The 26,814-nt window shown below is 65.1% G+C and carries 32 protein-coding genes and 1 tRNA gene; 7 read left to right on the plus strand and 26 right to left on the minus strand.

Annotation, left to right across the window (positions count from 1 at the left end; translation table 11 throughout):
* Positions 1–71: 71 nt before the first annotated feature.
* The 7 genes from DQP57_RS26625 to DQP57_RS16000 all read right to left on the minus strand — a co-directional run bounded on the left by DQP57_RS26625 (position 72) and on the right by DQP57_RS16000 (position 5,113).
* Positions 72–629, minus strand: a complete 558-nt coding sequence (locus DQP57_RS26625; RefSeq protein WP_133259248.1) for a hypothetical protein — start codon at positions 627–629, stop codon at positions 72–74.
* A 757-nt stretch (positions 630–1,386) separates the two neighbouring features.
* Positions 1,387–1,659 carry a hypothetical protein gene (locus DQP57_RS15975; RefSeq protein WP_231119559.1) on the minus strand — a complete coding sequence of 91 codons (273 nt, stop codon included), beginning with the start codon at positions 1,657–1,659 and terminating at the stop codon, positions 1,387–1,389.
* Entirely contained in the window at positions 1,656–1,880 is a 225-nt protein-coding gene (locus DQP57_RS15980; protein ID WP_231119558.1) for a hypothetical protein, read from the minus strand. Before DQP57_RS15980 ends, DQP57_RS15975 begins: the two co-directional genes overlap by 4 nt.
* A gap of 32 nt (positions 1,881–1,912) precedes the next feature.
* A complete protein-coding gene (locus DQP57_RS15985) occupies positions 1,913–2,344 on the minus strand; it encodes a hypothetical protein (protein WP_231119557.1) in 432 nt (143 codons plus the stop codon).
* Positions 2,345–2,354: 10 nt separating this feature from the next.
* Positions 2,355–3,104 carry a hypothetical protein gene (locus DQP57_RS15990; protein WP_081284087.1) on the minus strand — a complete coding sequence of 250 codons (750 nt, stop codon included), beginning with the start codon at positions 3,102–3,104 and terminating at the stop codon, positions 2,355–2,357.
* Positions 3,105–3,561: 457 nt separating this feature from the next.
* Complete coding sequence (locus tag DQP57_RS15995; RefSeq protein WP_064893109.1) at positions 3,562–4,527, minus strand: DUF4192 domain-containing protein; 966 nt, start codon at positions 4,525–4,527, stop codon at positions 3,562–3,564.
* Positions 4,528–5,040: 513 nt separating this feature from the next.
* Positions 5,041–5,113, minus strand: a tRNA-Lys gene (locus DQP57_RS16000).
* Positions 5,114–5,186: 73 nt separating this feature from the next.
* Between DQP57_RS16000 and DQP57_RS16005 the strand changes: the two genes are divergently transcribed.
* The 4 genes from DQP57_RS16005 to DQP57_RS27210 all read left to right on the plus strand — a co-directional run bounded on the left by DQP57_RS16005 (position 5,187) and on the right by DQP57_RS27210 (position 8,148).
* The gene (locus tag DQP57_RS16005; RefSeq protein ID WP_064893107.1) at positions 5,187–5,807 is read left to right on the plus strand and encodes a TetR/AcrR family transcriptional regulator; all 621 of its coding nucleotides are present in this window, start codon (positions 5,187–5,189) and stop codon (positions 5,805–5,807) included.
* A 131-nt stretch (positions 5,808–5,938) separates the two neighbouring features.
* The gene (locus DQP57_RS27200) at positions 5,939–7,042 is read left to right on the plus strand and encodes a hypothetical protein (RefSeq protein WP_051641748.1); all 1,104 of its coding nucleotides are present in this window, start codon (positions 5,939–5,941) and stop codon (positions 7,040–7,042) included.
* Positions 7,039–7,638, plus strand: a complete 600-nt coding sequence (locus DQP57_RS27205) for a hypothetical protein (RefSeq protein ID WP_225337337.1) — start codon at positions 7,039–7,041, stop codon at positions 7,636–7,638. The genes DQP57_RS27200 and DQP57_RS27205 overlap by 4 nt, the downstream gene beginning before the upstream one ends.
* A gap of 114 nt (positions 7,639–7,752) precedes the next feature.
* Positions 7,753–8,148 carry a hypothetical protein gene (locus DQP57_RS27210; protein ID WP_231119549.1) on the plus strand — a complete coding sequence of 132 codons (396 nt, stop codon included), beginning with the start codon at positions 7,753–7,755 and terminating at the stop codon, positions 8,146–8,148.
* A 142-nt stretch (positions 8,149–8,290) separates the two neighbouring features.
* On the opposite strand, the gene DQP57_RS16020 is transcribed toward DQP57_RS27210, so the two are convergent.
* The 18 genes from DQP57_RS16020 to DQP57_RS16095 all read right to left on the minus strand — a co-directional run bounded on the left by DQP57_RS16020 (position 8,291) and on the right by DQP57_RS16095 (position 23,071).
* Complete coding sequence (locus DQP57_RS16020) at positions 8,291–8,578, minus strand: hypothetical protein (protein WP_064892878.1); 288 nt, start codon at positions 8,576–8,578, stop codon at positions 8,291–8,293.
* 62 nt (positions 8,579–8,640) lie between these two features.
* A complete protein-coding gene (locus tag DQP57_RS26630; protein ID WP_133259249.1) occupies positions 8,641–8,946 on the minus strand; it encodes a hypothetical protein in 306 nt (101 codons plus the stop codon).
* A gap of 10 nt (positions 8,947–8,956) precedes the next feature.
* Positions 8,957–9,934, minus strand: coding sequence for a type VII secretion target (locus DQP57_RS16025; protein ID WP_081284056.1), 978 nt, complete (start codon positions 9,932–9,934; stop codon positions 8,957–8,959).
* A 178-nt stretch (positions 9,935–10,112) separates the two neighbouring features.
* Positions 10,113–11,042 (minus strand): DUF2637 domain-containing protein, encoded by a 930-nt coding sequence (locus DQP57_RS16030; protein WP_064892873.1) that lies wholly within the window; start codon positions 11,040–11,042, stop codon positions 10,113–10,115.
* 299 nt (positions 11,043–11,341) lie between these two features.
* The gene (dnaB, locus tag DQP57_RS16035; RefSeq protein WP_064892892.1) at positions 11,342–12,721 is read right to left on the minus strand and encodes a replicative DNA helicase; all 1,380 of its coding nucleotides are present in this window, start codon (positions 12,719–12,721) and stop codon (positions 11,342–11,344) included.
* 11 nt (positions 12,722–12,732) lie between these two features.
* On the minus strand, positions 12,733–13,974 hold the full coding sequence (locus tag DQP57_RS16040) for a hypothetical protein (RefSeq protein WP_064892871.1): 1,242 nt from the start codon (positions 13,972–13,974) through the stop codon (positions 12,733–12,735).
* Between the two features lie 758 nt (positions 13,975–14,732).
* Positions 14,733–14,993: a hypothetical protein gene (locus DQP57_RS26635; RefSeq protein WP_084954305.1), complete on the minus strand. Its 261-nt coding sequence runs from the start codon at positions 14,991–14,993 to the stop codon at positions 14,733–14,735.
* Positions 14,994–15,041: 48 nt separating this feature from the next.
* Positions 15,042–15,779: a hypothetical protein gene (locus DQP57_RS16045; RefSeq protein ID WP_064892869.1), complete on the minus strand. Its 738-nt coding sequence runs from the start codon at positions 15,777–15,779 to the stop codon at positions 15,042–15,044.
* A 169-nt stretch (positions 15,780–15,948) separates the two neighbouring features.
* Entirely contained in the window at positions 15,949–17,688 is a 1,740-nt protein-coding gene (locus DQP57_RS16050; protein ID WP_064892867.1) for a DEAD/DEAH box helicase, read from the minus strand.
* Positions 17,685–18,098 carry a hypothetical protein gene (locus DQP57_RS16055; protein WP_064892865.1) on the minus strand — a complete coding sequence of 138 codons (414 nt, stop codon included), beginning with the start codon at positions 18,096–18,098 and terminating at the stop codon, positions 17,685–17,687. The genes DQP57_RS16050 and DQP57_RS16055 overlap by 4 nt, the downstream gene beginning before the upstream one ends.
* Positions 18,095–18,727 (minus strand): DUF1643 domain-containing protein, encoded by a 633-nt coding sequence (locus tag DQP57_RS16060; RefSeq protein ID WP_231119551.1) that lies wholly within the window; start codon positions 18,725–18,727, stop codon positions 18,095–18,097. Before DQP57_RS16060 ends, DQP57_RS16055 begins: the two co-directional genes overlap by 4 nt.
* A 42-nt stretch (positions 18,728–18,769) precedes the next feature.
* Positions 18,770–19,645, minus strand: coding sequence for a DUF6551 family protein (locus DQP57_RS16065; protein WP_064892860.1), 876 nt, complete (start codon positions 19,643–19,645; stop codon positions 18,770–18,772).
* Between the two features lie 214 nt (positions 19,646–19,859).
* Positions 19,860–20,318 (minus strand): WhiB family transcriptional regulator, encoded by a 459-nt coding sequence (locus DQP57_RS16070; protein ID WP_231119547.1) that lies wholly within the window; start codon positions 20,316–20,318, stop codon positions 19,860–19,862.
* Positions 20,315–20,695, minus strand: coding sequence for a hypothetical protein (locus DQP57_RS27215; protein ID WP_240631778.1), 381 nt, complete (start codon positions 20,693–20,695; stop codon positions 20,315–20,317). The genes DQP57_RS16070 and DQP57_RS27215 overlap by 4 nt, the downstream gene beginning before the upstream one ends.
* A 245-nt stretch (positions 20,696–20,940) precedes the next feature.
* Positions 20,941–21,270 carry a WhiB family transcriptional regulator gene (locus DQP57_RS16080; RefSeq protein WP_112633882.1) on the minus strand — a complete coding sequence of 110 codons (330 nt, stop codon included), beginning with the start codon at positions 21,268–21,270 and terminating at the stop codon, positions 20,941–20,943.
* A complete protein-coding gene (locus DQP57_RS16085) occupies positions 21,267–21,827 on the minus strand; it encodes a hypothetical protein (RefSeq protein WP_231119545.1) in 561 nt (186 codons plus the stop codon). Before DQP57_RS16085 ends, DQP57_RS16080 begins: the two co-directional genes overlap by 4 nt.
* Positions 21,824–22,093 (minus strand): hypothetical protein, encoded by a 270-nt coding sequence (locus DQP57_RS16090; RefSeq protein ID WP_240631779.1) that lies wholly within the window; start codon positions 22,091–22,093, stop codon positions 21,824–21,826. The genes DQP57_RS16085 and DQP57_RS16090 overlap by 4 nt, the downstream gene beginning before the upstream one ends.
* Before the next feature lie 288 nt (positions 22,094–22,381).
* Positions 22,382–23,071 (minus strand): hypothetical protein, encoded by a 690-nt coding sequence (locus tag DQP57_RS16095; protein WP_240631780.1) that lies wholly within the window; start codon positions 23,069–23,071, stop codon positions 22,382–22,384.
* Positions 23,072–23,250: 179 nt separating this feature from the next.
* Here DQP57_RS16095 and DQP57_RS16100 point away from each other — a divergent pair, with 179 nt between their 5' ends.
* A complete protein-coding gene (locus DQP57_RS16100; RefSeq protein ID WP_064892852.1) occupies positions 23,251–23,697 on the plus strand; it encodes a helix-turn-helix transcriptional regulator in 447 nt (148 codons plus the stop codon).
* Between the two features lie 796 nt (positions 23,698–24,493).
* On the opposite strand, the gene DQP57_RS16105 is transcribed toward DQP57_RS16100, so the two are convergent.
* Positions 24,494–25,279: a hypothetical protein gene (locus DQP57_RS16105; protein WP_064892850.1), complete on the minus strand. Its 786-nt coding sequence runs from the start codon at positions 25,277–25,279 to the stop codon at positions 24,494–24,496.
* 137 nt (positions 25,280–25,416) lie between these two features.
* Between DQP57_RS16105 and DQP57_RS16110 the strand changes: the two genes are divergently transcribed.
* Both DQP57_RS16110 and DQP57_RS16115 read left to right on the plus strand, forming a co-directional pair.
* Positions 25,417–26,115, plus strand: a complete 699-nt coding sequence (locus tag DQP57_RS16110) for a class I SAM-dependent methyltransferase (protein ID WP_196771069.1) — start codon at positions 25,417–25,419, stop codon at positions 26,113–26,115.
* Between the two features lie 24 nt (positions 26,116–26,139).
* Complete coding sequence (locus tag DQP57_RS16115) at positions 26,140–26,790, plus strand: phosphoribosylanthranilate isomerase (protein WP_112633883.1); 651 nt, start codon at positions 26,140–26,142, stop codon at positions 26,788–26,790.
* The last annotated feature ends 24 nt before the right edge of the window (positions 26,791–26,814 follow it).

Raw genomic sequence — 26,814 nt, forward strand, 5'->3', positions numbered from 1 at the left:
CACCAACCCATCACGACGACCCAACCCCGCCGGCGAACAACGCAACCGATACACCAACTCCCGCAGATCAGTTAACCGCCAATAGGGTCGGTGCGCGGGTGCCCGCAAAACAGCCACGCCACGAACCGGCCCATTTCAGAAGCCCAGGCACGCTGCCGGTCAAGCGTTCCAAGGAACTCCCAAACCGCCTCTGGCATCCAATCGTCATCGCCAGTCAGCTCCCCATTCAGCCAACGGATTGCCCATGCCTGGTCCCACCGTGCAGATCGGCCACGCCGTGACGGAAGCCGAAACCACAGACAGCGACCGCGGCCGCGGGGCCAACGTGGATCCACCTCACCAAGCTCAGACACCAGATCAATATCCGCGAAGGGGACGCCCGGACGCACGACGGTGGGATAGGGAAACGTCGTGGACACACTCACGCGCTTATCACAAGCCAGTGCCCCAATGGCCCGGTGCAAACTCACCCGCTCACTGCGTGGCGCGTTGTCATCAACCAAATCCAGCAGATCGATGGTGTACCACCGCCACCGCGCCCGCCATTCAGGCAGATACAGATCGTTTTCGCGGCGGTCGTGCAGCGCAGTCAACACCTGGCGCTGACGCACCCCCAGACCCCGCGACACAGCTGCCATCTTAAGTGTTGCTTGATCAGAAAAGGTGGCACCCGCGGTCCAGAGAATAGAGCCTGCCCCATCCAACCGGCCCAGGGGACTGGACAAATCCCGAACTGTCCTGCCACCCAGCGAAACTCAGGAAGGAACGCGGATTGATCAATTCCGCCTAACGTAGTGACCCATGGCAATCAGCTCGAAGTCCTCTTGAGAAGGGGCCACGGGCCCTCGAAACTAAAAACCGCCCCCCACGCCGTTGCCGGGCGTAGGAGGCAGTCCAAGCAGTTCCCCAGCATTCCAACAACACTCAAGGAACTTTCATGATGGTAGACCCCGATGACCACCGACAAAACTCGTTTCCAGCAAAACGAGCCACCGACCCCCGACTGGCCTTAGCCCTGGCGGCCTCCTGCGCCGCCCTGGCCGCATACACCACCGACTGGCCCACCGCGGTCCACATCTTCGCCCTGGTTCTAAGCCTCTTCACTCCCCAGCACAAACCCCCCAGCGCTGACGAGTAACAGTTAGCCGCCGAATCCGTGGCACCGCGACGACACCGTAACGCCTAACGCAGTCCCAATCGCCGCCCAAGTCGCACCCCGCCGGCGGCAACGGCCCCATCAGGGCCGTAACACCTCGTTGACGATGCGCAGCACCACCAGCGCCCACCGCTGCTCCACCGCAGTCAACAGCTCGAAGCGTGAATCACCGAGGTCTCGGCGCATCAGGCGACCAGGGTGAGGACCTGGTCGCCGCATTGGGCACAGGGTCAGGTGTCGTACTCGACCAGGCCGTCGAGTTCACGGTGCGCGTAGGCGTGCAGCCGATCCATGTAGTCCAGGATTTCGCCCGGCTCGCCTTCGAGCACAGTGCCGTCACCGTTGGCGTTGAACAGCCCCAGCGCATGCCCCGAGGTGACACCCACTGACCATGGGTCGGCCGGGTCTGGCGCGGGCAGATTCCACTCGTCGGGTGCCGTCTCACGCGTCACCAGTTGGTAGTTGCCGCTGCGGGCGTCTCCCCACTCGTAATGACTGCTCACGCGGACGCCCGCTCACTGTTATAGCGGGGCGGGTCGAAGAACTCGGCCGCCGGGTCGGGACTGGCGTCGAAGACCGTGATCTGGCTGCGTTCTAGCCCCTGGAATCCGTCGTTGTTCAGCTCGGCCAGGCCGTCGCCGAGGTCACATTCATCGGGGTCGAAGTCCGCCGGCACCCGCACCTTCACCCGGTGCCGTGATTCTTCGACCCATTCGATCACCACTGTCTTAGGTTGCTGCTCAACGTGATTCGCTATCACTGCGCCTCACCGTGCTCGAAGGGGCAGCAATCCGATGTGTGGTCGACGTGCTGGTACCCACGCGCGCAGTGGTAGGAATCTGCCTGCCGCGCCGCCCCAGCGTCGTCGTGCGCACGGCTCAGGAGCCCGTTGAGATCCGCCAGCCGCACGATAAAGCTGCCTCGCACGTCCAGTCCGCTGCCGTAAGCCTGGCGGGGCAGCCTGCCGACCGCAACACACAGCTCGGAGTCATCGTCGAACGGCGGCTCTGGCCGGGTCTTGGTGAAATCGACCGCCAGCCACGTGCGTTCACGCTCGATCAGCCATGTCCTCACCACCTCGACCGCGCGCCGCTCGCCCGCCGCGCGTGCCTGGTCCTGGCGGGCGAGCAGCGCGGGCTGCTGCGGAGCGGTGGCAGCCCCGGCCGCCGCTCCACGCGGGTTTGTCATCGTCGTCACCTCAGCGCACCCCCGCAGTGCCGCTGACGGCCACGCCGGCGGACTCGTCGAGCCAGCTGGGCCGGTGGAACGTCCATTCGTCACCCGGGGGCCGTACGGGCATCAGCAGCCCGAAGAAGTCCTCACCAATCCGGATCGCGGTCGGGCCGGGCTTGCCGCTCGACGTCACCGATGGGAACACGACCATCTGCACGCCGCTGGCCTGCTCATCAGCACGTGCCTGGGTGAAACGCTTCAGGTAGCCCGGGGTGTATCCCATCCCGACAATGCCACCCATCCGTGAGGCATCCGCCGGCACTAGTTGCCGCCACTTCGGGAACTGGACGTCCAGGCCGCGCACGGTCATTGCTTCTCCGGTGCTGAATCGGAACGTCACCAGCGCACCCGCGTCGGCGACCTCGACGGTCACCTCACGCGTAGTCTCATCCCGCTTGACCGTCTTGGCCATCTTTACCAGCGCCTTCGCATCCGCTCCCGCGACCATCACTGTGAATGCCTCCCCGGAGTACTCCACTCGCGAAGCGCCCAGCACAAACCGATCCGTCGCGACCGCCACCAGCTGATCCGCCCCGAACTCCAGACGCACCGCCTCCAGAAACGGCAGCTTCGCCGACGCCGGAGCCGCGAACAGCAGCGCATCGAACACGGCGGTGAATAACGCCTTGGCCTTCAACGTGTTGACGACCGGCATCGCCGCACCCTCCACCGAGGCCTCCCCGACGTCGGCCGGGTTGTCCAGAACAGCTGTCATGCCACTCCCCTTTCGTGGGAATCTCGGGCCGACCCGACTGGCCTGCCCAACACCACCGACACTACCAACGCCCACCGACAACAACGAGCTGGCGACGACGACGACGAACGAAGAAGAAATGAGGCGATGCAGCGAAGATTGACCAGAATCGCCGAGGTACTTTGACAGATACCCGGCGTGTCGCGTACCGGTGTCAAACTAGCTGCCCGCCGAAATCGCCACTCTTCCAACGCAATTACGGCTCGGCATGCCTGCGCGACCTGTTGTTAAACAACACTGGCCACCTTGTCAATCTTCACTGCATCTCGACACCACCACCACCACCACACCCGCACTCCCGCATACGGATTGACCACTACCCCAGCCCCGTGCCGGGTGGGGTAGTGAACCGCATTGCGGGTTGGCAGGGTGCGATCAGCGCCAGGCATATCCGCACCCCGCGACCTCCGGGCAAGGGTCAAATCACCAGCGCTGAGACATGGTGCTGGATTAGGTTGCGAATCTCTTCAGGCCGCACTCCGTTCTGCAGCGCGCAATCCAGCAATCCGGCCATCCGATGAGCTGGATCGTCTGCCAACGCCGCCTCGAGCGCGACGCCAGCTAGCGGCCCTTCGCCCCGCGAAAATGCGCTGAATCCGACGAGGCACAAGGCTTCGGATCGGTAGGGCTGTGGCAGGACCCGCGCCAGCTGGCTCCACAGCATCTCGGCTGCGCTCGCTTCGTGTGAGTCCACCAACGTAAACAGCGCATCTCGCACCCGCACGTCGCCCAGCGATGCGCCGATGTCCGCCAGCTCGGCATTCGACAAGACGGCGCCCTGGCCCACGCGACGCACCGCAGCCACCGCCTGGCGCACCGATACGGGCACGTCATCCACCGCGCCGCCAGCACCGTCCAGCATGGGCGCCACCGCAGCGGCGCGCTGAACATCAACGGCCACAATCGCTCTTAGCTCATCCCGCGTCTCATACATCCGGCGTCCCGCGACCACCGCTGCCGCCGCGGCGGCCGAAGACGCTGGATCGTCGAGCACACCGGACTTGCCACACCGGTCCACACATTGCCACCGTCCACCCGCCTCGACTCGGTCCAACATCACGGCATCCAGAAGGCGCACGCCCGCCGCTTCCAGCGCCTCTCCCAACCTTGCCGCCATGCCAGCAAAGCGCTCCGCGCACATCTCGCACGAGCTGCTCGGCGTCGACACGAACACCGCCAGGGCGCCATCGGCACCACTGCGCCCCACCAACGACGCCAACCTCTCCAGCGCATTCGACGCCGCGACGTCGCTGAGATCCACACGCAGAACGCAACTCACGCAGCCACCCTGTACGGCCGCCACCACCAGCGACTCCACAGGCCGAAACCCAAGCACTCCCACCAGATTCCGAACGACGTCACCAATGGACTTGGTTGAATACATCTTGCGCTCCCCCTTTGGGAATTGTGGGCCAGCCCCAATGACCTGCCCTTACAACACCGATCGTATCGGCAGCCACCGACAACAACGACGCTATCGCGGCTACTGCTGGTGGTGGTGGGTGGTGGTTGAGGAGATGCAGCGAAGATTGACCAGAATCGCCGAGGTACTTTGACAGATACCCGGCGTGTCGCGTACCGGTGTCAAACTAGCTGCCCGCCGAAATCGCCACTCTCCCGGAGCAATTACGGCTCGGCATGCCTGCGCGACCTGTTGTTAAACAACACTGACCACCTTGTCAATCCTCACTGCATCTCGACAACAACAACAGTGGTTAATGCTGCTTTTCGGACTGCACCCCCACCCCACGCCTGTGCCGGGTGGGGTTTTAACACTGCCGGCGGCCCGGCTGGATGCTTAACGGGTGGTTGAGCATCGCCACCGTTGGTGGCCGTAGGCGTGAGGACACACCGCAGCGTTAGTAACTGAAAAACGCTGCCCTCGTCGGAAAAACTGTGCCCCCGCGGAGACTCGAACTCCGGACCCGCAGATTAAAAGTCAGCTGCTCTACCAACTGAGCTACGGAGGCCTTGGTCGTATCTTTACCTTGACACCCCAAAGCGTAGCAGCGCCGCTTTGGCGCGTCAAGGTATGATCGTTGCATGCCACCATCTCGAAAACGCCGCCGCCCAGACGAAACCCAGTCGTTAATCCTCGACGCCGCTCAGGAATTGCTGATCGAGGCCGGGCCGCGGGCGGTCGAAGTACGCGCCGTCGCCGAGCGCGTCGGCATAACCGACGCCGGTGTCAACCATCACTTCGGTAGCCGCGAAGGGCTGCTCGCAGCTGTGCTGCGTCACAGCAGCGGCCGGATCCGCGCGGCCGTCGAGGACGCCGCACAGGAGTGGGTGCGCGCCGGCGCGCAGATACCTGAGCTGGTGGACCGTATCGCTGAGGTCTACGCCGACGGATACGGCGAGCTCGCGATGGCCCTCCACAGCGCGGGATGGCGCGATCACAGCGACGGCATCTTGGAACCTGTCGTTGACGCCCTCCATGCCGCCCGGCGCAAATCCGGCGGCCGGCGCCCCCCACGCGACGACACCCGCCTCGCCGTCGCCGCTCTGCACCAGGCGCTGGCCACCGAACCCGCCTACGGTGCTGAATTTCGTCGCACTGCGGGCATCAAGGAACCCGACGCCAGCCGCCGCCGCCAACTGCGCTGGTGGACACAGACACTGACAGCCGTGCTGGATCTCGACCGGCCAGCCACACGCGCGTAACAGGCCATAGCGCCCATCCGTGACCGGCGCGCTGAGGCCGCGCCGCTGTTGCCCGAACTGCAGTTCAGCAAGCTGCCACAGTTGGTAGGTTTACTCCACGCACGGCAGACGCGGCGGAGGAGGGCTGTCTCGTGGATGCCATCGAGCAGCTGGAGATGCTGTCACAAGAACAGCATCGGCGCTATTTCGATTTGTTCGGCTCCACCCCCGTCGATGGCGGCGGCTTTGGTGACCTCAGTAGCTACGCTCGCACCCTCAGTCAAGGGACCAACGACACGCGCGCCCAGATAATCGGGGCGAGGTTCTCAACCGCCGTGGCCGCTTCCTACGCCGTCGCCACACAAGCCGACCATCTCGTTCTGGATGCGACCGCGCGTTCTCACGGTACCTGGGCCTCTATCACCGATGAGAGCCGTCGGATCAACTTCGAAGGCGCCCGAGCCATCGATGCAAACGCCCGACTCGAGGCGTCCGAGGTCGGCGCCATCCCGGACCCGAATTCGCCGGCGGGTCAAGCGCAAATCCTGAGCCGCATCAACGACCACCAAGCCAAAGCTGCCGCCCTCGTGGAACAAGCCGCGACGGCCGAGCAAGCTTTAGGCGCACGCGCAGCCGCAGCTGGCGAGCAAGGATCGACACCGCGTATACAGGCGGTCGACCAGCACACGTTCAAACAAGATCCCCCACCCCCACCCCCGCCTAAGCCCCCAGTCGAGGGCCTCCCACCTGAGGGCGTGCGGCCGCCCGTCGAGGGGCCCCTGACCGAGGGGCCTGCGAGTCGTCCCAGCGCGGTGGCACGCGGAGGGCGAAGCCTCTATGACCAACACGGCGGTGAGTGGCGCTACTACCCCGGTGACGAATGGCAGCACAATCCGCACTGGGATTACAAACCCCGCCCGGGGCCGGGCTCTGACTGGGAAAACGTTCCCATTGGCGGGCTACCTCCAGTCAGCGGCCCCTCGATCATCTCCGGTCTGCCGCCGTGGTTGCTCAATCCGAATGCGCCCGCACCGCCGGGCGTGATCGGGCCACCACAGAATCCGTTGTTGGCGCCGTTCCCCGGCGCCACCATGCCGGCGCCACCCCCGGCATCCTCCCCGCCGCCGGCGCCGAGCTTGATCCCCCACATCAGCCCGCCGCACATCGACGTGCCACCGCCGAGCCCCGCCGAAACCGAGGTGGCCGGCGGCGGGCTACTTCTGTTGCTCCTCCTGGGCGCGGTGGCCATCGCATGAACGACGTTTCCCCCATGCCGACCGCGTTTGATCCCACCGCGGTGTCGTCGCTGGCACAAGAAATCGCCCAGCACGTCGGCCCCTTGCAACATGTGGCCTCCACACACCTGCACCTCTGGTTGCCGGCACTCGCCGTCCCCTCCGCGTGGGCTATCGCCGACGCTGACGCCCCCGCGGTGACGCGTCTGCTGCTTCGCCGCGTGAACAGCACCAACCACTGGGATGGCTGCGAGGTCCTCAACCTGTACCGGGTACCGGGCACGGTGCCAGAAGCACTTGTTCTACGTAACGCCGACCGCATCTTGCGCGACAGTCAGGCAACCGAGATCAGCGCTCACCCGGTCGACGTACCGCCGCAATACGCAATCGTCGCCACCCGGGCCTCGGGCCGCCTAACCACCGGTAACCGCCAGGTTCTCAGTCACTTCAACAACTACGTCGTCAACAGCGCTGGCGGCGGGGCACTCATCGAGCAAGCCGTTGTCGTTGGCGCCGACGCCCAGTCGGCCTTAGCCGCGGAGTGCGCCGCATTGACTGAAAACCTGTACCGCTCGCTACTTGCCAGCATCGACCGTCCGCACGATCCGAGATTATGAGCCCGCGCTGCGCGATGAAGAAATCACACATCGTCCGTCTTGTCTTTGCGCCTCGGTATCATTCAACAACGACACTCAACTAGGTGCCTGGATAATCCCATGAACATAATTCGCGTGAACTATCTGCCCCGCTTTGATTACGGGCACGATGCGGTGTTGCTGACTCTGGACGGCCCTGGGCTCGACACTTTCCGCGCCGCACTCAACGACGCCATCCAGCGAGGGTCGTCGCGTTTGGAGCACGACAGCGTGACCCACGAATTCGTCATCAGCGCCGGCGCAGCCGATATCACCCTTGACCCAACGCACGTCACTTGGCAACTTGACCCGGCCAAAGCGGACGAGATCTCCCTTGACCTAACGGTTTTAAGCCAGAAGGGCCGCGCCGGCCATAACTACGTCGATATGTCGACACCTGCATCCACCCTCGTTGTGTCGCGCGACGAATACCTCGCAGTGACCTATCCCTGGATCGACCCGCCGGCACAAAGTCAAGGTACCCACGCCTAGGGCACGCTCCTGCGGCCTGCATTGGCTCCTCTCGGCCTGGGGGTCGAATGCCGTTCGGGCAGCGTTCTTTCCGCTGCCGCCGCGCAACCATCATTCGCCTCACGGATGAGGTTACTGGGCGGCAAACCGGTGGTGTGGATGCTCAGGCGTGAGCAGCAGTCCAAGCGACGGCGAAGTAGCTCACCATCAATCCGACGCCGATCAGCAGTGGCGCGATTCTGTAGGTGGCTGCGTGCGGATGGCTTTTGTTGGTGTTGATGTAGATCAGCGGTGCTGCGATCAGCCACAGGATTACTGCGACGTACGAGGCGATATGCAGGGCGTAGAAATACAATCCGGCGGCGGCGAGGGTGAAAGTCACCACGAACCAGAATCCGACTCCGGCGGCGAGGCCCGTCCCCAGGAAGGCCACCCATTGGATGCGGTTCAATGCTGTCATTCTATTGCCTGAGTTCCTCAGTGCGAGTGGAGATTTCGCCACGGCCGCATCGCTCACACTTCATCCGACTCGGAGGTCTGATGAGTCATTGGTCCCACGTTGTTCGACGCTCTTTCGAGTACGAAAGTTCCTTTGCGTAGCGACCACCTGTAGATCCACAGGTTGAGCACGACGAGTACCGCCAGAACGTAGCTCGAGGGCGAGGGCTTTGTCGGAATCAGAAGAACCAGTACACAAGTGGCGACCCAGTAGATGTTCTGTCCCACTGTTGCCCAGATTCCGCGACGCATGACGACCGCAAGCAGAATGAAGTACAACAGCACTGGCAAACTCCACCAATACTCACCCACGTTCTTCATCGAGACGTCCTTAGGGCCCGGCGATCATGCTGGGCATGATGGGTCCAAGTCCTGAATTTCCGCCTGTAGCAGTGCCGTTGAGGAAGGAGAACTGGAAACCACAGTCGTCGGGCATGTAGTAGTGAATGCTGGGGTTCGCTGCCGACAGTGTCGCGATTTGCGGAAGAGTTATCGGCTCCCATGGACCTCGGTATGCCGGCGGGCTGATGCCTGAGAGGCCGCCGGTGTTGGTACCGCCCAGCTCGCCGGTGATCTCGTTGGGGGCTTTAGGGGCCCATGCCGGCCCGGCGATTGTGCCCTGCGTCCATTTTTGAGCCTCGTAGGTGTACTGCACCCATTGCTGCTGGTGGCCGTCAACGGGGTCAGTGCGGGTGTAGTGCGTGTAGTCCTCACCTGAGATGCGGAAGCGATATTGTTCTTGCAGGTAGGCGAACGGCGGAGCGTTGTCATCGGCCCATGTTTTGCCGCCGGGCGGATAGAAGCCTGTGGGGCCGCCCTCAAGCGAAGGGCCTTTCCAGGGGCGGTGTCCAGTCCAGGGCGGCGGCGGAGTTTTCCCCACGTAGGGCGGCGGGACGATGTCTTGCCAGTGACCGAATCGTTCGTCTCCCACAAAGGGATTCCTGGGGTCGATCGCGGGCTGGGGTTGGTCGGGGTCGTTCGCAGCGTCCTTGTTGTCGACGGGGCGGAACTCGTTGTCCAGTGCCTGCGCGCCGGTCTGGTCGGCCTTGGTGTAGGTGGCGCTGTGCTCAGTGAAGCGCTGCGAGTAGGTGTTGAAGTCGGCGACCTTGGCCTGGAGCGGGCCCTCGGCCTTGGCCAGGCCGGCGGCGATGCCCACCGCCGTGGGGTAGCCCATCGGCCCGTGAGTCTGCATGACCCGCTGTAGTTCGGTGACGGCCTGCGGTGAAATCTGCGCTGCACGCTGGGCCAGCTCAGAGTAGGCGTCAGCGAACCGCAACAAGTCAGCCGGGTTGGCGTTTAGCTCCGCCATGTCCACCCCCCCATGGTGTCTTTGCCCGCGGCCGTGTCTGCGCTCGGGCCGGCTTCAGCCTACTGCGCGCTTTGGACAGGGTAAACCGCTGACCATCGGCGGTTGAGGCGCACGTCGCGGGCCACGTCCCACAGCAGATGCGGTGCTGCACTGCCTTTGCCTGCAGCAGCGCGCCGAGTCAGAGTTGGTTGGTCCCGTCCGTCGACGGAATGGCAGCGAGCCGGGCCAGCACGTCGTCTGCGGTGTGTGTGATGGTGCGAACGTCGCGGTGGTGCAGGTCGTGGTCGGCGCATACCGCCCGTTTGGAATCTCTCTTGTCGTAGAGACGGTGCAAGATCTCGGCGAGCTGCGTGGTGGGCAGCTCGCCGATCTTGCGCACGTCGCTGTTCTGCTCGCGTATGACTGCGGCGATGGATTCCCACCAGAGCCGCCGCTCGGCCTCGGATCGCGGGCCGCTGCTGACAGTGCCGGCGGCCGGCGAGAGCGGCACTGTCGCACCAGCCGGCGTCTCGATACCCTCACCGCCGTTACGTGGGGAGGCCAGGGTCAGCAACGCCAACGTCGAGCAGATCAGCGACATGTCGACCCCGATCGGCCACAGCCACGCCGTACCTGCGCTCATACCGACCAAGATCATGAGGTTCCGCAGAGACACGAACGACATCGCGAACGCACAGCCGGCGACACCCGCCATCAGCAGCAGCGCAGCGCCCAGCACGGCGGCGTCGACGCGGCGGTAGCCGTGTCGACGGTTCTTGATCAGTAGAGCCACCGAATGCGTCGACCCGAGCAGGATCGCGGGCGGAACGGCGGCCGCGATCGAGGCCAGCAGCTTCAAGTGGGGAGCCGGCGCAGTCATCCACGCATGAATCACGTTGCCGCCGATGGAAACCACGGTGGCGAACAGCAACCACATCCAGAAAAACCACACTGCGTGGCGCCGGGTGTCGTCGGGTTTGACGACATCGCTTTGGGCGAGGGTCCGCGACGGCTTCGCCTCGAGCGCAAGCTCCGCGGGCGCCGGTCCTGGCCACGACGAAGCGGACCGCAGGTGCTCGGCGGTGTCTGCCCCGTTACGGGCCGGAGCATCGTTATCAAGCACTGTCATGGGGTTTCTCAGTTCTCGTTATTCCGTCTCTGGGGTGACACCTGAGGGGTACAACGCCGCGGACGACATTGTCCGCGCTCGGAATCAGCTGTAGCACAATCTGATTAGTTGACCGCAGCCTTGCCTGGCCGGATGGTAACAGCCCGAACGGACACCGTCGATGGATAGCGCACCTGGTGGGGATAACGCGGCTCAGTCCTGTGCCGCTTCGGCCCTGCACTGGCCGCGATGGAGTTCGATGTGACCACCTTCAATGAGCCTTTCGCCCGTCGTGGTCGTCGAAGACCACCACCACGAACTCAGCTGCGGGCCAGGTCGCGAAAACTTGACATGTGCAGGGTGCTCGCGACTGTCAAAGTTCTTGGGGCGGGCCCATTTCGTTGTTTGGCGACGATCAGGTCCGCCTCGCCTCCTCGGGGGCTGTCCCGATCGTAGGCGTCGGGCCTGTGAATGAGGATGACCATGTCGGCGTCCTGCTCCAATTGACCGGTCTCGCGTAGGTCAGAGAGTTGGGGGATTTTGTCGGTGCGTTGTTCGGGCCCGCGGTTGAGCTGGCTGACGGCGACGACCGGCACATCGAGTTCTTTGGCCATCAGCTTGAGGCTGCGGGAAAATTCGGCCACTTCGGTCTGGCGGGATTCGACACGCTTGCCTGAGGTCATCAGCTGCAGATAGTCCACCACGATCAGCTGTAGGTCGGTCTTTTGTTTGAGCCGGCGGGCTTTGGCGCGGATCTCCATCATGGTCAGGTTGGGTGAATCATCGATATACAGTGGAGCGTCGGTGATTTCGCCCATGCGGCGCGCCATTTTGGTCCAATCGTCATCACTGAGACGTCCAGAGCGCATGTCGGCCAACTTGATCCGCGCTTCGGCCGACAGCAGCCGCATCACGATCTCTGACTTGCTCATCTCAAGGCTGAAGATGACGCTGGCCCTGTTGTGGTGGATGGAGCAGGATCGCATGAAATCCATTGCCAGAGTGGATTTGCCTTGGCCGGGCCTGCCCGCCACGATGACCATCTGTCCACCGTGTAGACCGGTGGTGAGGTCGTCGAGCTCGGCGAATCCAGTGGGAACACCGCGGGTCAGTCCGCCGCGGGACTGGATGGCGTCGATCTCGTCCATGGTGTCTTGGATGAGATCGCCCAGCGGCGCATAGTCCTGGGAGGCGCGGTCTTCGGTGACGTCATAGACCTCGGCTTGGGCCCGATCGACTACCTCGGCGATGTCAGCGCCGTCCGCGCCGGCGTAGCCGTACTGCACCACCCGGGTGCCGGCTTGCACCAGGCGGCGCAGCACGGCCTTTTCGGCGACGATGCCGGCGTAGTAGCCGGCGTTGGCCGCGGTGGGCACCGCGGAGATCAGCGTGTGCAGATACGGCGCACCGCCGACCCGGGCTAGCAGGCTGCGCCGGTCGAGCTCGGCGGCCACCATTACCGCGTCGGCGGGCTCGCCGCGGCCGTACAGGTCCAGGATCACGTCGTAGATGCTCTGGTGGGCTGGCCGGTAGAAGTCAACCGGGCGCAGCCTTTCCAGCACGTCGGCGATCGCATCCTTGCTCAACAGCATCCCGCCCAGCACCGACTGCTCGGCGTCGAGGTCCTGCGGGGGCTGGCGCCGATCGTCGAGCTCGGTGTAAGCCTGCAGCCGCTGGCGGGCGCGGGTCGGTGTGGGCATCTCGAGATCGGTCATGCGGCCACCCACTGGGCGCCGTCGTGATCCTCGTCGCGGTCGCCGGCGAGTTCGGCCGCGATCACGGGCCAGCACTGATCACACACCATCGATTTCAGCGGCAGTTCGGGGCGCATGGTGGCGCGGTGTGAACCGCACAGCATGCACTGGCAGCCTCCGCTGATCGCCAGGTCCATCAGCAGGTCGGTGTCGATAGCGGATGGAGCCGCAATGTCTTCGACCGCAACGGGTTCCGCTGTCAACTGGGCTACGGTTTCGTGCGCCCAGCGGGTCAAGGCCGCCGCCAAAGGCATCTGCGGGAACAACCGATGGGCCCGCCGTCCCGCCGCGGCCAGCGCGGCGATCGGGTCCACGGGACGGCCGAATTTCACCTCGTGTGCCTTGAGGAGCTCGGCGCGGCCGGCGGGGCTGGTGACCGCGGCCACTTGGGCATACCAGTGCGCAGTGGTGCGTTCCTGTTCCTGGCGGGCCTGGCGTTGGGCCCGCTGCTCCCAGGCGCGTTGCAAGGGGCGCAGCCGGGGTCCGGCACCGGGCACGTTGTGGTGCAGCCGCCACAGCGCGAGGCGCCAGGGCCGCTGCAGGTCCGCCGGCATCGGCCGGTGCAGCTTGTCGAGGATCTGATCGGGCAACCACCCTGCGGCCAGCCGGTTTTGGATCTGCGCACCCAGCATGAACCTCAGGTGCTTGGGCAGCCGTGCCAGCACCTCGGGCAAGCCGGCCAGCACCTGGCGCAGTTCGTCGGTGGATACCTCGACCTCAACCGGTCGGGAGCTGTCGGGCTGCTCGTCGTTGCGGGGGGTAGGGGGGTAGAGAGATTGGTTCTTATAAGGAAGGCGCCGCGAAAAGGTGACCGAATCGGGCTCGCAGTGGCTGCCCGAGGTGATGACCCGGCCGTCGCGATCCCGGGCGAGCACGGCGATATCACCGGTGAATTGGTCGTTGATCGCCACCAGTGCGCGGGTGTTGCGGCCTTGGGCTGCCCGATAGACGATCAGCCCGTCGGCTGCCAACGCCGCTAGCGCGCGCCCGACGGTTTTGAGGTCGTAGCGTCGGCCGCCGCCGGCGGCGATGAGCTCGACGAGTTGTCCGAGTGCTACCCGGTCGTCGGTGATTCGGCTCCAGCCGCACAGCAGCTTGAGTACCGCGGTCAGGACGTGGCGTCGGGCGCCTCGCAGGCCAAGCTGGGCAGCGTGTGTTTCGACACGGCCGCGCACCATTTCGGCGTCGGAAAACGTCACCCGCTGTCGATGCCGGCAAACTTCCTGCGGCCGGCCTCCGCCGCGCCGGCGCGCGCCGACATGTGGCGTCTTTGAGCAGTTCAGACGGTGTTTCTGCGACACTTCGCCTGAATACGTTGAATTGTGTCCTGGGTAGGAGCTACCCTGGGAACTACTTGTCACGCAGTTCTCCCTGTTCAGCACGGGGACCGAGATTCGAAGTTGGCGCTTCGGACCTCACGAAACTCGGAGTTGGCGCTCCGAATTCGACCTTCTGATCGATTCCCAGATCCCCCTTCCGGGGGGTTTCTGTTTTCTGGTCCCGCTATTTTTTTGTGGCGTCTCTCCCCTGGTGTTCGGGGATGTTGGGCGGCTATTGCCTCCTTTCCGGCGTGGCTTCCTGATCCGAGTCGTCGGCTTCATCCGACCATGCCTTTGACCGATGAAGGCGGACCGACACGAACTTTCCTGTTTGCTGGCTCTAGCTCGGCGTCATATGGGCGCTCGGAGTCGCTGAAATCGTGTTTGCTGAGCTGCCCCCACCGACGATTTGCCAAATAAAATCGCTGGTAGAGCACCATTTCTACGCATTGTTTGCTGGCGGCCGACCGGCGGCACCGAAGGGCTCCACGCCCTCGAAACCGTGTTTGCTGGCGCGCTAGCCCCTCCATGGGCGTGGGGAAAAGCCCAGGTCGGCCCCGGTTGTCGGGCCGGACAACCGGGACCCCAACCGCCTGGTGCTAACTGTTGCAAGCGCCAGCTGTTGGGTCGGGCGCAGATCACGCGGTGGCCTTGGTCAGCTCGGCGCCGAGCGCTAGGTCGACGCCGCTGCCGACGCGTACCGACCACCCGGCGTCGGTCATCTGCTGTCGCAGAAGGGGGTCGGGTTCGAGCAGGGCCATGGCCGTCGCGGGCTCTGTAGCCTGATCACTGCGATACCAGGCGTACGGGTAGCCAGCGGGATCACAGACGACCCAGCCACGATGGCCGGACGGTCGTCCTTTGGTGGCCGCACCGTCAGCGCTCTTGGCGGATGACATGAGAACTCCTTTCCGATTTCAGCTGCACCCCTGCCGGGTGCGGGAACCTCAGAGCCGAGGGGGCATCGACAATGCGCGCCCCGGCGGCTCGGCATCGCTGCCGTCGGCAACATCCACGCCGTAGTGGTGGGCCAGGGTGATCAGCACCGAACACGGGGCGCCGACGACACACTCACCGGTCGGCACGCCCTCGCGCTCCCCCGCCCACGGCCCAGCACTGAACGTGCACTCGGCGCAGACCACGGCAGAGTCGGGACAGCACAGGGTCTCCTCGCCATGGGCCGTTGCAGCGCTCGAGCTCTCGTTGCAGGCCTGGCAGACCATGACCACGGGGCGGTGCCGGGCCGCGTGTGCGAGCAGATCCGAACGATGCCCAGGCTCACCAGCTCGCCCGGGCGGGGCATCAGCCAGAATCGCCACGAAGATGCGCCGCAGCAGATCGGGGTAGCCACCCGCGGTGGCGGCGATGACATCGCGATGCGCGCCATCAGGGAGGTAGTGCGCGATTTCTTGTTCCACTGTGCCTCGGCTCAACGCCACCACCCAGCCGCACCGCTCGCAGCGCCGCGAGGCCAGCCAACGGCTGCCGTAGGTGAAGGGGCCTAACCGCGTGGCGATGTGGTTGCAGCGTTGTCCACACACTGCATAGATTTCGGGCCGGTAGCATTCTTCGACAGCCGCCGCCACGCGAGGCCCGAAAACGGCGACATCCACCGCGTGCCAACGCGACTGAAATCCATCGCTGGCCGCCGCGATGGCAAACCGCGATTCGCCATAGCCACTCATCGGGTCACCGTCGCAGTGTCGGCGGCATCGGCGGCAACTGCGCCGGCACCGGACGGCGGCGACAGCCAACGCGGATCGACCTCGACCCCGCCCTGCTGAGCTCGCGCAGTGACCAATTGCCGACGACGCTGCGCGGCAACCGTATTCACCGAAGCCCCATCGTGCTGTCTCACGCTGTTTTCTCCATTGCCGGTAACCGATCGGCCTGCTCCACCACATGGGCGGCCAATCGCCTGATCTGCGCGTAGCGCTCCGGGGTCATCCGATCCGGGGCCGGCTTGCGCACGCCATCACCAGAACCGGTGATGAGCGCATCGGCCTGCAAAGTCTTGATGTCGAGCGTCTCGAGCATCACCGGATCAGACCCGAAATCGGTGGTCGCGAAATAGGCACGCACCGGCCTGGTCTGTCCAGGCCGCCCAGGCCGCCCCATGGCCTGCTTGTGCACGCCCGGGGACCAATCCAGCTCCCCGAATACCAGCGTGTTGACCACCTCTTGCAGCCCGTCGATACCAGCCCCCGAACGCAGCGACATGATCAGCACTCGGGCCCGACCGGCCATGAAATCGTCTAAGGACCGCTCTTTTTCCCTGTCCGTCTCGCGCCCGGTGTACATCGCCGGCCGGTAGGAGCGCAGCCGTTCGGCCCAGATGTCATGCACGGCGTGATGCCACCCCAGCAGGATCACCCGCTGTTCGCTTTGCAACAGCAGCTCCACGAAGTCGGCAACAAACGGCGCCTTGGCAATTCCGGTGTGCTGACGCATCATCCAGTCGAATTGACCTGCCGCCGTCCAGCGTTCGCGAGGGTTAGCAGACTGGTCCAAGATCAGCCGGGCCAGCGCAACCGCATTACCCTCTATCTCGCTGAGCACCTTGGGATCCGACGGCACCGACTGCTCGATCGGAATGATCGGCGGAACCTCGATACCGACCTCTTCAAGCGTGCGCCGCAGCAACAGACCCTGCGAGGTCAAATATGATCTCAACGCCGTCGGGTCATACACCTGGGTTTTGGTGTCCAGCCCCGAGGTGTGGCACCACTCCCGCGCGAACTCATAGCGGTCGCCCAACGCGCCCGGGCGCAGGACGTCGATGACGTTGTAGATCTCCCCGCCGTAGTTGTAGATCGGGGTCCCCGACAGACCAACACGGTAGGTGGCCTCGCGGGCCACGGTCATCGCGGCCTTATACCGGTCGGATTGGTCCCGGCGCAGTTCCTGCACCTCATCGAAAATCACCGTGTTCACAACACCTTTGAGGTGGTGCTGCCACTTGGCCAGCTTCGAGTAACTCATCACAATCAGATCCGCGGTGCGCCCGCGGCGCCGCAGCGAATGAATCGGCCCGGTCTTGACCTCGACCGAGGTGAGCTGAGGGTAGAAGGTGGCCAGCTGGCGCCGCCACTGCTTGGGCATCGTGCCGGTCAACGTGACCGCGAGAGCCGGGCGCGCCTGCGGCCGCTCCAACAGCGCCAGGCTGGTGAACGTCTTGCCCATCCCGAGCTCGTCGGCAACCAGCACCCCGCCGGTCGCCCACACCAGATCCCGCGCGGTGCGCTGATAGCCCCGCAGCGGCACCGCCGGCGACACCCATCCAAGGCCCGCATCGACCGACAGCGCGCCGCCGGAAAGAACATGCTGCACAGCGCTTTCGGCGCGCCGATGCTCGCCGGCCATCGCCCGCAGCCGCTGGCGATCCTGCAACGAGGCCTTCATGGGCCACCGGTCGGTCAGCCATTCCAAATCCCGCGCGACCTCGAGAGTGCCCGTCAGCGTGACCGTGCCACGGGTGGTGGCGGCCACCCGCGGAAAGATCCGCTTGATGCGGATCATGACGTCGGGCTCTGCCTCGATCTCCCACACCCCTTCCGGGGCCCACCGGTACTGACCGACGACGCGCGCCGTCACAGCACCAACCCCGGCCCCGGCAGCGCGACCATCCGCACCGGCACCCCGAAAATTTCGGCGGGCATCCCCGACAGCGAGGACAGCCGCGGCGTCGCGACCACCAGCGCCCCCACCCGCTCATGCGCGGCATACCGGGCCAACTGCGCCAGCACCGACGAACCGCTGGCCCGCATCTTGACCTCAAGAGCCACGCAACCATCAACGAGGAAGTCGGGCCGGTCGCGCTGGGTGAGCCGAAATTCCCGCTCAACCCGAAAGTCGTGCTCCTGCAAGACCTGTTCGATACCGTCTTGCAGGGCGATCTCGCGCGCTGCACGGTAGATCCGCCGCCCCAGGACCGCCACAACATGGTCAGCGATTGCCACCGCATCCGCCGCGGTGTCGTGCGTGGCGTAGTGCGGCGCGCTCACTGTGCCACCACGCTGTCGAACCCAGCGAGCGCATCGCTGTCTGTCAGCAGTGCAGACCACCGCGGGTCGACATCGATCATGTCGCGGTGCGCTCGTGCAGTCAGGCATTGCAGCGGCGTGTCTTTGCGCAGATATAGCGGGTGGCGCGGCTGTCCGCTGCAGGTCCAGCCCAGTACGGCGAGGCTGCCGCCGGTGGCCTGACAGATCCGCCACATCCGGCTGGCCACGGCCCGGGCCCGCGCCGGGTCGGCGTCAGCACCCCAGGCCAAGACGATCACGTCGTGCGCGGCGGCCTGGGCGTCGAGCTGAGCGTCATTGTCGTACTGCGGATCGTCGCTGGTCCCGATCGGATCATCCATGCCGCCAAGGTCTTTGGGGTTGGTGGCCCGCGCGGCGTACAGGTTGGTCAAGGTGACCGCGCTGTAGCCGAAACCGTCGGCAAACCCGATGTCACGCCGCGATGTGGGGTCGTCGCGGTGCTCGTCGGCGGCCGACGGGTTCAAGGAGATGAACATCAGTGCCGGCCCGGGCCCACGCCGGCAGCTCAGCCAGTACCGGTAGCGCCGATCCGGCGAGAAGTGCGCTCGGCGCTCGGGGCGATGCCAGTGCGGCAGGTGAAGATCCAACATCAATGTCACAACACACCTCTTATGAGTGAAAAGCCCTGCGACTCAGGCGCTTTTGGCTGGCAGGGGACGTGAGCGCGCGTTGCGCGCCCCGCCGCCGAAGGTGCGCGCGCAGACCAAGACACGCTGTCCTGGTACGCGGCGGTTCCTGTTGTAGAGCACCATGATCGTGATCGCCATCCGCACACCTGCGGTGCCGGTCAGGGTCTCCCCCAACGCGGCAGCGTGGGTGCGCAGGGCCGGCGGAAGCACACCCAGCAGGGTGTCGGCCAGCCGCTCCGGATCGATACGGTCGCCCAGATGGTGTTGGATCAAGCCGATGCCATGGACAAGCGGCGCATCGTAGGCATCCATGCGCAGGTCCCACACCTGAAAAATCAATTCCAGGGTGTCGCGAATGAGATCGGCGCCGCCGAGGGCAAAAAGCTTCTCCAATGTCGCGGTGCAGCGCACGTTTCCGGCCTTGGGTGCGTGATGAATCTGCAGCTCCAAACTGGTCACGACGCGTTCAATCGCCAGCACGTCGGGATCACCGCTGGCCTTGCGGGCCTGCCAGTGATCCCAGGTGGACGGGCGCCGGCGTTCCCGGTTGAGCCGATCAAACAACCGGGCTTCGTCAGCTACCGTCAGACCCTCATGGATGCGGGCCACCATCGTGGCCTGGGGGTCGCGCAATCGCGCAGCCTCCCAACGGTGTTGGCCATCAACCACCGCGTAGCGCGGGTTGTGGTCGTGACCGCGATCGCTGACCTCGATCACCCCGGCCAGCCGGCGATCCCAGCTGGCGGCCAGCTTGCGGGCCCGGCCCATATCGACCGCGCGCTGATAGGACGGATCGACGAACAACTCCTCGACGCGCACCGCGTCGATGTAGCCGCCCGCGTTGGCCGCCGCCGCGGTGACACTCACACTCATCGTCATGCTGCTGTGGTCCTTCCTCGCCGCGCACCCGGTGTGCGCTCCACGCCGCCGCCGGCATAGATGTCGTGGCAGGCATCGCATCGGGTCCGGCCCGGTGAGTGCCAGGTGGCTTTGCAGTCCACGCACAACCCACGCCGGTACGCGTCATGCCCATCGGCAGGCGTCCCGCTGCCCGCCGCCGCCGGCGCTCGTCTCGCCGTGCCGCCGGCCGCCCTCATGCCGCCCCCTGGTCTTCGGCGACGACTCCTGGCCGCTGGGCGCTGCGCCGCCGTTGGCGACGCAACTCACGGACACGTTCGGCCATGGTCATCCCGCCCAGGACACCGCGCTGATCACGGCCCCTGTTCAGCCCGTAGCTGCGGCACTCGTCCAACACCGGGCAGTACTGGCAGATCGCCTTGGCTTCGGCCTGCACCAACGGACTACGGCTTAGCCAGTCGACCTCGGGAAACGCAGCGCACGCCCCCTTTGAGACGAAGCTGACCAAGTCCACTTCCTCGCTGGCCGGCGGCGGTTCTGGACAAGGCAACGACAAATACCGGTGCACCGAGCGGGGAGTGACCCGCAAGTAGTCGGCGATCGCATCAGGTGACTGGCCACGATTGCGCATCCGGTGCGCGGTGATTCGGTGGTTGATCGATCGCGTATTCGGTGTTGTCGCAACCTCATTCATGATCGGCCCCCCAACGTGTTCTCACGCAGCCGCCGATACTGCGCGCCGACGTCGGCGATACCCAGCCGCGCCAACGCCTCAGGAACACGGCCCGGGCCGACCGCGGCGCGCGGGCGCCCGTCAGTGGGCTTCGCGTGGATCCCTAACCGCGACATCACCGCGGTGAGCGTCAGCATCATCGACGCGCTCGGGCACGCCACCTTCATCCCTTGTCGATTGAAATGCGCCGCGGCATGCACCGCCCCGCGGCTGACTCCCACCGCTGCGGGCATGCCCTGCCCGAACAGCCACCGACCATCACGAAAGCCATAGCGGCCTAACACGGTTTGCGGATTGGCGATGACGATCGTGCCGCCGTCGGCGCCGACGTCGATCAACTCGACATCCTTGTGCGCCAGAGCCTGTGCCATCCATAAGGCGGTGGGCCCGTCCTCGAAGTGAATCCGCATCCGTTGACCGACACGCTCGATGGGTGTGAACGCCAACACCGCCGCGACGTGACGCGTACGCGTCTCGGGATCCTCACCCACAGCGCACAGATGCAACCGGACCGCAGACACGAACGAAGCGAAATCCTGCGACTGCGGCCGCGGCCGCCGCGGGGGTGCACATTTGGTCGCGTTCATGCCGAGACCCCCAGCCCGGTGAGCTCACCTGAACCCGCCTGCAGGCCAGCGATCTCACCCAACCTGGCCATCGCTAGAGCCCACTGAGTTTTCTTGCGGCGCTCGGGCAGCCACACGCCGGCATACAGCCCGCTCTCGGCCCCAGAGGCGACTGCGTCACCCGCGCATTGCCGCCCCACGGGGCAGCGCCGGCACATCTGCTCGAGGTGGACCCGCACATCCTGCTTGGGCCGATGCTCAGGGGTCCACAACTCCGGGGCATCCGAGGTCTCCAGGTAGCACACGGCCTGCTTGCGCCACTGCTGCTCACGGAGCGCGATCATCATCGCGCACGCCCCAATACCGTTGGTGTGCTGGTAATTTCAGCGATAAACCGCACCGCCATGCCGGCTACTCGCGCGGCAGCGGGCCGGGCGGGATCGTCGAAACGAATCGCTGACCACAGCGCGTCGTATTCGCGTCGCAGGAAGCCGAATCCCTCGTGGCTCGACGACAAGGCGCGCCTGGGGCCCACGGCCGCGCGCACGGCGCGCTGCTCGGCCAGTGCGGCACGACACCGGTCGCCGGCGGGCCCAATGGGGTTGTAGAGGTCGGCGATGAACCGGACGGCCATCGCGCCGGCCTGCGTAGCCTCAATGCGGGCGTGGTCGATGCGGTTGGCGCGTACGTCCTCCCAGAGCTCGTCGACCTCCTCGCCCAGCAGCATCGCGCCCTCTTCGACCGATCCCCAGATGCGCGGATAGGCGGTCAGGCATCGGGTCAACTCCTCCCAGATAGCCAGCTCGGCGCACTGGTAAGGGCCCGCGGGGGCCGCCATCAGCTCGGCGGGTGTTGAGAGGTCTTCGATGGTGCTCGCCTCGACGAACAGCGCTGGTGTGCTCATACCAGCACCGCCTGCCGGTCCAGGCCCAGGTGCCGGATGCACTCGGCGCACGCCTCGTCGCCAGGCACGCACGGCCAGCTGCACAGCAGGCAGGAGCTGGTGCAACTACGGCAGGCCCATTGGCCGTCCACCCGGACCGGCTCGATCGGCTCCTTGCCGCACAGCGGGCAGTCAGCGAAGGCCGCGGATGCGGGCCGACTGAGGCCCAAGGAGGCGGCGACGGCCCCAGCGGCCGCGTCTAGGCCGGTGTTGGTGCACGTCAGCACCGTGGAACGGACATTGAGGGCAGAAAGGCTTGATTCCGCTGATGGGTAGCCTCTACCCTGAGATTGACTCAGCAAAGTCATCTCCTCCTTCAGGGGGGAAGACCCTTGGGCGCGAAGCTGGTACCTTCGTCGTCCAAATCCCAGAGTTAGCCCCCTTCGGGGGGTTCTCTGTTTTCTGGGACAGGGTCATCGCTATTGACATGTGCGAAAAGCGCCGCGCCCGCGGCGGGCGCAGCTAGCTCAGCAGCCGTACCACCACCTTCGAAAAGCCCTGCGCGCCAAGAAACATCACAAGATCCGTCCTTCCCCTGCCGCAGGGTCGGCGATGGCTTGCCGCACCAGCCGGCGTTGGCCGGTGCTAAGCCGGACAAGGTGGTTGGCCAGCGCCGCGGCCTCGGTGCCGTCCGGCGCCATATCCCCGGGGTAGACGACCAGCCTCGGCTCGCCGTCCGGGGCCGGCATCTCGGCAACGAACCCAAGCCGAGCAACATCTTCGCCGCAGGCGTGCAGCTGCCACCCCTGGCGCAGCAACGCCAGCGCCCACCAGTACGCGATACGCACCCCGCGGTCGTGTTGGCACACCCGCCCCGGAATCGGCGCCACGCACTTACGGATCGGCGCCGGCGCGCTCATCAAGCCGAGCCCGCGCAGCAGGTCCAGGAGCTCGTCGAGCTGCTCAGTCCACCCGAGGGCACCCAGGCGCCACACCGCTTCGGCGAGCAGGGTGGGCACGTCATGGGGAAGCGCAGGGTTGTGGTCGTTGCTGCGCACCACCTCGACGAGGCGATACGAGGCCAGACGCACACTCACGCGCGCCGCCAGCTGATTGGCATCGAAGTGCACGCCAAGCAGCAGATCGCCGCGCCGGCGCAGTTCAGTGGTCCACCAGTACACGGGACGCACGGCCTGGGCGGGCTGCTTGATCCGCGAGGTGGGAATGGGGGCGAAGCATGGCTCGAACCCGGCAAGGGAAGGCATCTGAGGCGTTGGGCGATGCCCAAGTGCGTGAGGCAGTTTCACGGAATCCTCCTCAACGGGGTAGCCCTGAACGCACCATACCTTAAACTATGACGCAAAGAAAAGACGCAGCCATTGAAGAAATCGAGGAGTTCTCGGTGACCCTGTCTAGTTATGACGCGCCAGGCCGTAGACCGCGTATGACGCGTCGTGTGCTGCGCGGCTTCGATGCCGCGAGCTTCGCGCAGGTGCGCCGACGTAACGGCATCAGCGTCAGCGACCTCGCCCGACTTGCCGACGTCTCGTCGGTCACGATCTTCAACTGGGAAGCAGGCAGGGGTACACCGCAAGTCGACCTGCTGGCCCGCGTCATGCGCATCCTCGACGCCTCGATCGAGCAAGTCGTCGCGATCTCCCCGGATCAGCGCTACCCGGGTGACTGGCGCGTCCTTAAAGGACTCACCCAGCCCGAGCTGGCTGCAGCTGTCAAAATTCCCACCAGTACGTTGCGAGACATTGAGCGCGGCGACCGGGCTCTCAATGATGTGAATGCCGACAAGCTCGCAACGCACCTGGGCATCAGTGTCGAGGAGTACCGCGCCTCCTACCAGCGTGTGCGTCAGCGCCCGCCGGGCGCCCCGGTGTAACGGCGCAACTCCCAGCAAATCCCTGCGGTCGACATAGTCTCGATCGGTGCGCGCCGCGCAGCTGAGCTGCATGTGGGGCAGGGCCGCCGCGCAACCAGCAGCCACAGCCACAACGGGCCTGCTGGCGAGCCTTTCCATTCCCATCGTTCCTCCGAACGCCCTATGCCTTTGCCCCGGCACCGAGGCTGGGTACAGAAAAATTCCAACAGGTCAAAAGCGGAAAGTCACGAAAGTGAGCAAAGGAAAAAACGACAACTCGCCAATAACGATTCGATAACAATCGCTGGGGGCGGAGCCGGGTCGGCGAATGGGGCCAGCCGGTGAGCAGCAGGCACAGGGCGGTGGCGCCGAGGGGTGCCCAGCGGACTGTGGCAGTGGGCCGTGATGCACGGGTGCTGCGCTTTGGCGCGCTGTTTTCCGGCGTCCTGGGGGGTGGTTCTGAGGCGCTCACGGGGCGCGGTCTCCTTGCCTGGGCCTGGTGGGTATGGGTGCAGACGCTACCAACAAAAACACAGCGGTGCAATGGTTTGAAACATCGCGCTAGGTTTTCTGCTGGGGTCTAGTCCAAAGCATGCAGGGCAGCACGGCAGCGCCCGAGGGCTTCACCCCTCGGCTTAAGCAGGTCCCGGCCCCTACCGCACCACTACTCGATATCGGTGACATAGCGACACAATGCGCGATCGGGCGGTCGTTCCGCGACGTCTTGCAGACCCGTTTGGTCGCGTACCAAGTCGTATTTCGTCCCGCCACATCGCGCGACTCGACGCGACTCGGCTACCCGTCTTGCGGCCTGCGTTCAGGCAGAGTCGACGATGTCTGAGAGCGCGAGCGGCCCGTCGAACTGGTTACGCCCGGCGAGGGTGTCATAGACAGCGCCGGGATCGTCCAAGGTGACCGCATCGAGGTCGACGCCCTCGACTGAGTGTGGATCGACCCGCACCCAGCGCCACGGATGGGCCACTACCGCAGCGTCATTGAGAAAACCGGTGTAGTAGCCGTCGAGAATCGTTTCACCGGGCAGCATCACAAGATGCAGCGAGCCAAAGAAGTAGCGGTCGTTGTGATTACGGAAATGACCCATCAGGTGTCGACCGAACAGCCGTGCGGTGACATCGGTTTCGTGCCCGGCCGAATGACCTTCAAAGCGCGGCGCCGGCGGATAGTTGCGGGAAACGATCCCCGCTCCCCGCACGGTGACCGTCGACAGATCGACGTGCCGGTAGCCGCCACTGATCAGGTAGCCCGTCGCCCACAACCCTCCCAACAGCGCAGGATCTAGGCCTGGCCCGATCCCGGCGAGCACATCGTCATCCACTGCAACTGATGGGCCGCGAGGCTGTTCATGGCCGAACAGCTCTTTGGCCGTCCAGCCCGAGAACATCTGCTCGAGCACCACACAGTGATGCCCTTGGGGAAGGGTCCGCACCTGACCTCCGACCCAGCGGTAATACTGCGATTTCGTGGGCGGAACGGCATTGCGGGGCAGGTCTAATTCCCGGGCCACGCGCTTATATTCAGCGATGAATTCGGAGTAAGCGTGCATGTGACGTTCGTCGAGAAGCGCCTTCAACAAATTCGCCACAAAGCCAGCCTAGAAGCCAAAAGCGACTCTATGCGACTTCACCACGCGACTCGATGCGACTCCGAAAGACGAGAAGAGGCCCGGAAGCGACATCGCTTGGCGCTAACTGGGTGCCCGCGGTGCTTACGATGAAGCCAATGACCGCCACCTCGCTGTTCAAAGACCACGCCAGCGCCTACGCCGCCTGGTCGGTGAGGAATCCGGTCAACAACCAATACGACCGGCCCACCATCCTTGAACTGGCCGGCGATTTGAGCGGAAAACGCGTTCTCGAACTGGGATGCGCCGCCGGCGGCCTGACCACCCATCTGGTCCAACGAGCCGCCGAGGTCCTCGCCGTTGACGCCGAGCCGCAAATGATCGAGCTCGCCCGTCAACGGCTCGGCACTGCGGCGCAGTTCAAACTCGTCGACCTCGACCAGCCCACCGACATCGCCCCACCCGCCAGCGTGGACGTCGTCGTGGCCTCGCTAGTCCTGCACTACATCCAAGACTGGGCTCCGCTGATGCGAGAGCTTCACCGCTGCCTCAAGCCCGGCGGAACGCTGGTCTTCTCCATGCACCACCCCATCACCGGATGGCTGTTGTCAGATCGCGCGGATTACCACCGCACGCAGCTGGTCAGCGAGGTGTGGAACTGGGGTGGCCTCGAGGTGACAGCCCAGTCATACCGCCGGCCCCTATCGAGCATCTTCGGTGAACTCCGACGCGCAGGCTTCAGCATCGACACCGTCGAAGAACCACAGATCCAGCCCACCGCTGACATCGACGCCGAGCTGCTCCACGCACTAAACACCCAACCGTTCTTCCTCTACATACGCGCCCAACGCGACTAACTACCCGCCGCCATGAATCCTGCTGTGCGCGTGAAGATTTGCGGCATCGGCACGACTGACGACCTGGCGGCCGCGGTCACCGCCGGCGCCGACGCAATAGGACTGATCGTTGGCACCACACACCTCAGCGAAGATGAACTCGACATCGAACAAGCCCAACACCTCGCCGCGGCCACCCCGGTGTTCGTTTCCACGGTGCTGGTCACCCACCTCACCGAGGCCTCCCGCATCTGCGAAGTGGCAGACCTCCTCGGCGTCGACACCATCCAAGCCCACGGCGAGCTGACCGCCACTGCCGCGCGCGAACTCTGGCGCCAACGCGCGCACCGCCGCATCATCCGCACCGTGCACATCACCGGCCCACAGAGCATCGACGAAGCCGACGAAGCAGCCACCGCCGCCCACGCGCTCCTGCTCGATAGCCGCACCGAAACCCGCTTGGGCGGCACCGGCCTCACGCACGACTGGACCACCAGCCGTCGCATCGTCGAACGCCTCCACCCGCTGCCGGTCATCCTCGCCGGCGGCCTGGCCGCAGACAACGTCGGCCAAGCCATCCACACCGTCCACCCATTCGGCGTCGACGCCAACAGCCGCCTCAAATCCGCGACCGGCCGCAAAGACCCCGCCGCCTGCACCGCCTTCGTCGCAGCCGCCGCCGCCCGCGTCAGGTAAAAAGCCGCAACGTCGCTCTACGGC

Source organism: Mycobacterium colombiense (assembly GCF_003284935.1).
Classification (GTDB): domain Bacteria; phylum Actinomycetota; class Actinomycetes; order Mycobacteriales; family Mycobacteriaceae; genus Mycobacterium; species Mycobacterium arosiense_A.

Excerpts from the sequence above, each read along its gene's own strand:
- DQP57_RS16045 (WP_064892869.1), bottom strand. The coding sequence starts at position 15,779 with ATGAGTGGCTATGGCGAATCGCGGTTTGCCATCGCGGCGGCCAGCGAT.
- DQP57_RS16060 (WP_231119551.1), bottom strand. The coding sequence starts at position 18,727 with ATGTTGGATCTTCACCTGCCGCACTGGCATCGCCCCGAGCGCCGAGCG.
- DQP57_RS16065 (WP_064892860.1), bottom strand. The coding sequence starts at position 19,645 with ATGACGATGAGTGTGAGTGTCACCGCGGCGGCGGCCAACGCGGGCGGC.
- DQP57_RS16085 (WP_231119545.1), bottom strand. The coding sequence starts at position 21,827 with ATGAGCACACCAGCGCTGTTCGTCGAGGCGAGCACCATCGAAGACCTC.
- DQP57_RS16110 (WP_196771069.1), top strand. The coding sequence starts at position 25,417 with ATGACCGCCACCTCGCTGTTCAAAGACCACGCCAGCGCCTACGCCGCC.
- DQP57_RS27205 (WP_225337337.1), top strand. The coding sequence starts at position 7,039 with ATGAACGACGTTTCCCCCATGCCGACCGCGTTTGATCCCACCGCGGTG.
- DQP57_RS15995 (WP_064893109.1), bottom strand. The coding sequence starts at position 4,527 with ATGTATTCAACCAAGTCCATTGGTGACGTCGTTCGGAATCTGGTGGGA.
- DQP57_RS15985 (WP_231119557.1), bottom strand. The coding sequence starts at position 2,344 with ATGACAAACCCGCGTGGAGCGGCGGCCGGGGCTGCCACCGCTCCGCAG.
- DQP57_RS16100 (WP_064892852.1), top strand. The coding sequence starts at position 23,251 with ATGACGCGTCGTGTGCTGCGCGGCTTCGATGCCGCGAGCTTCGCGCAG.
- DQP57_RS16070 (WP_231119547.1), bottom strand. The coding sequence starts at position 20,318 with ATGAATGAGGTTGCGACAACACCGAATACGCGATCGATCAACCACCGA.
- DQP57_RS16030 (WP_064892873.1), bottom strand. The coding sequence starts at position 11,042 with ATGACAGTGCTTGATAACGATGCTCCGGCCCGTAACGGGGCAGACACC.
- DQP57_RS15990 (WP_081284087.1), bottom strand. The coding sequence starts at position 3,104 with ATGACAGCTGTTCTGGACAACCCGGCCGACGTCGGGGAGGCCTCGGTG.
- DQP57_RS16005 (WP_064893107.1), top strand. The coding sequence starts at position 5,187 with ATGCCACCATCTCGAAAACGCCGCCGCCCAGACGAAACCCAGTCGTTA.
- DQP57_RS26630 (WP_133259249.1), bottom strand. The coding sequence starts at position 8,946 with ATGAAGAACGTGGGTGAGTATTGGTGGAGTTTGCCAGTGCTGTTGTAC.
- DQP57_RS26635 (WP_084954305.1), bottom strand. The coding sequence starts at position 14,993 with ATGTCATCCGCCAAGAGCGCTGACGGTGCGGCCACCAAAGGACGACCG.
- DQP57_RS16080 (WP_112633882.1), bottom strand. The coding sequence starts at position 21,270 with ATGATGATCGCGCTCCGTGAGCAGCAGTGGCGCAAGCAGGCCGTGTGC.
- DQP57_RS16095 (WP_240631780.1), bottom strand. The coding sequence starts at position 23,071 with ATGCCTTCCCTTGCCGGGTTCGAGCCATGCTTCGCCCCCATTCCCACC.
- dnaB (WP_064892892.1), bottom strand. The coding sequence starts at position 12,721 with ATGCCCACACCGACCCGCGCCCGCCAGCGGCTGCAGGCTTACACCGAG.
- DQP57_RS16025 (WP_081284056.1), bottom strand. The coding sequence starts at position 9,934 with ATGGCGGAGCTAAACGCCAACCCGGCTGACTTGTTGCGGTTCGCTGAC.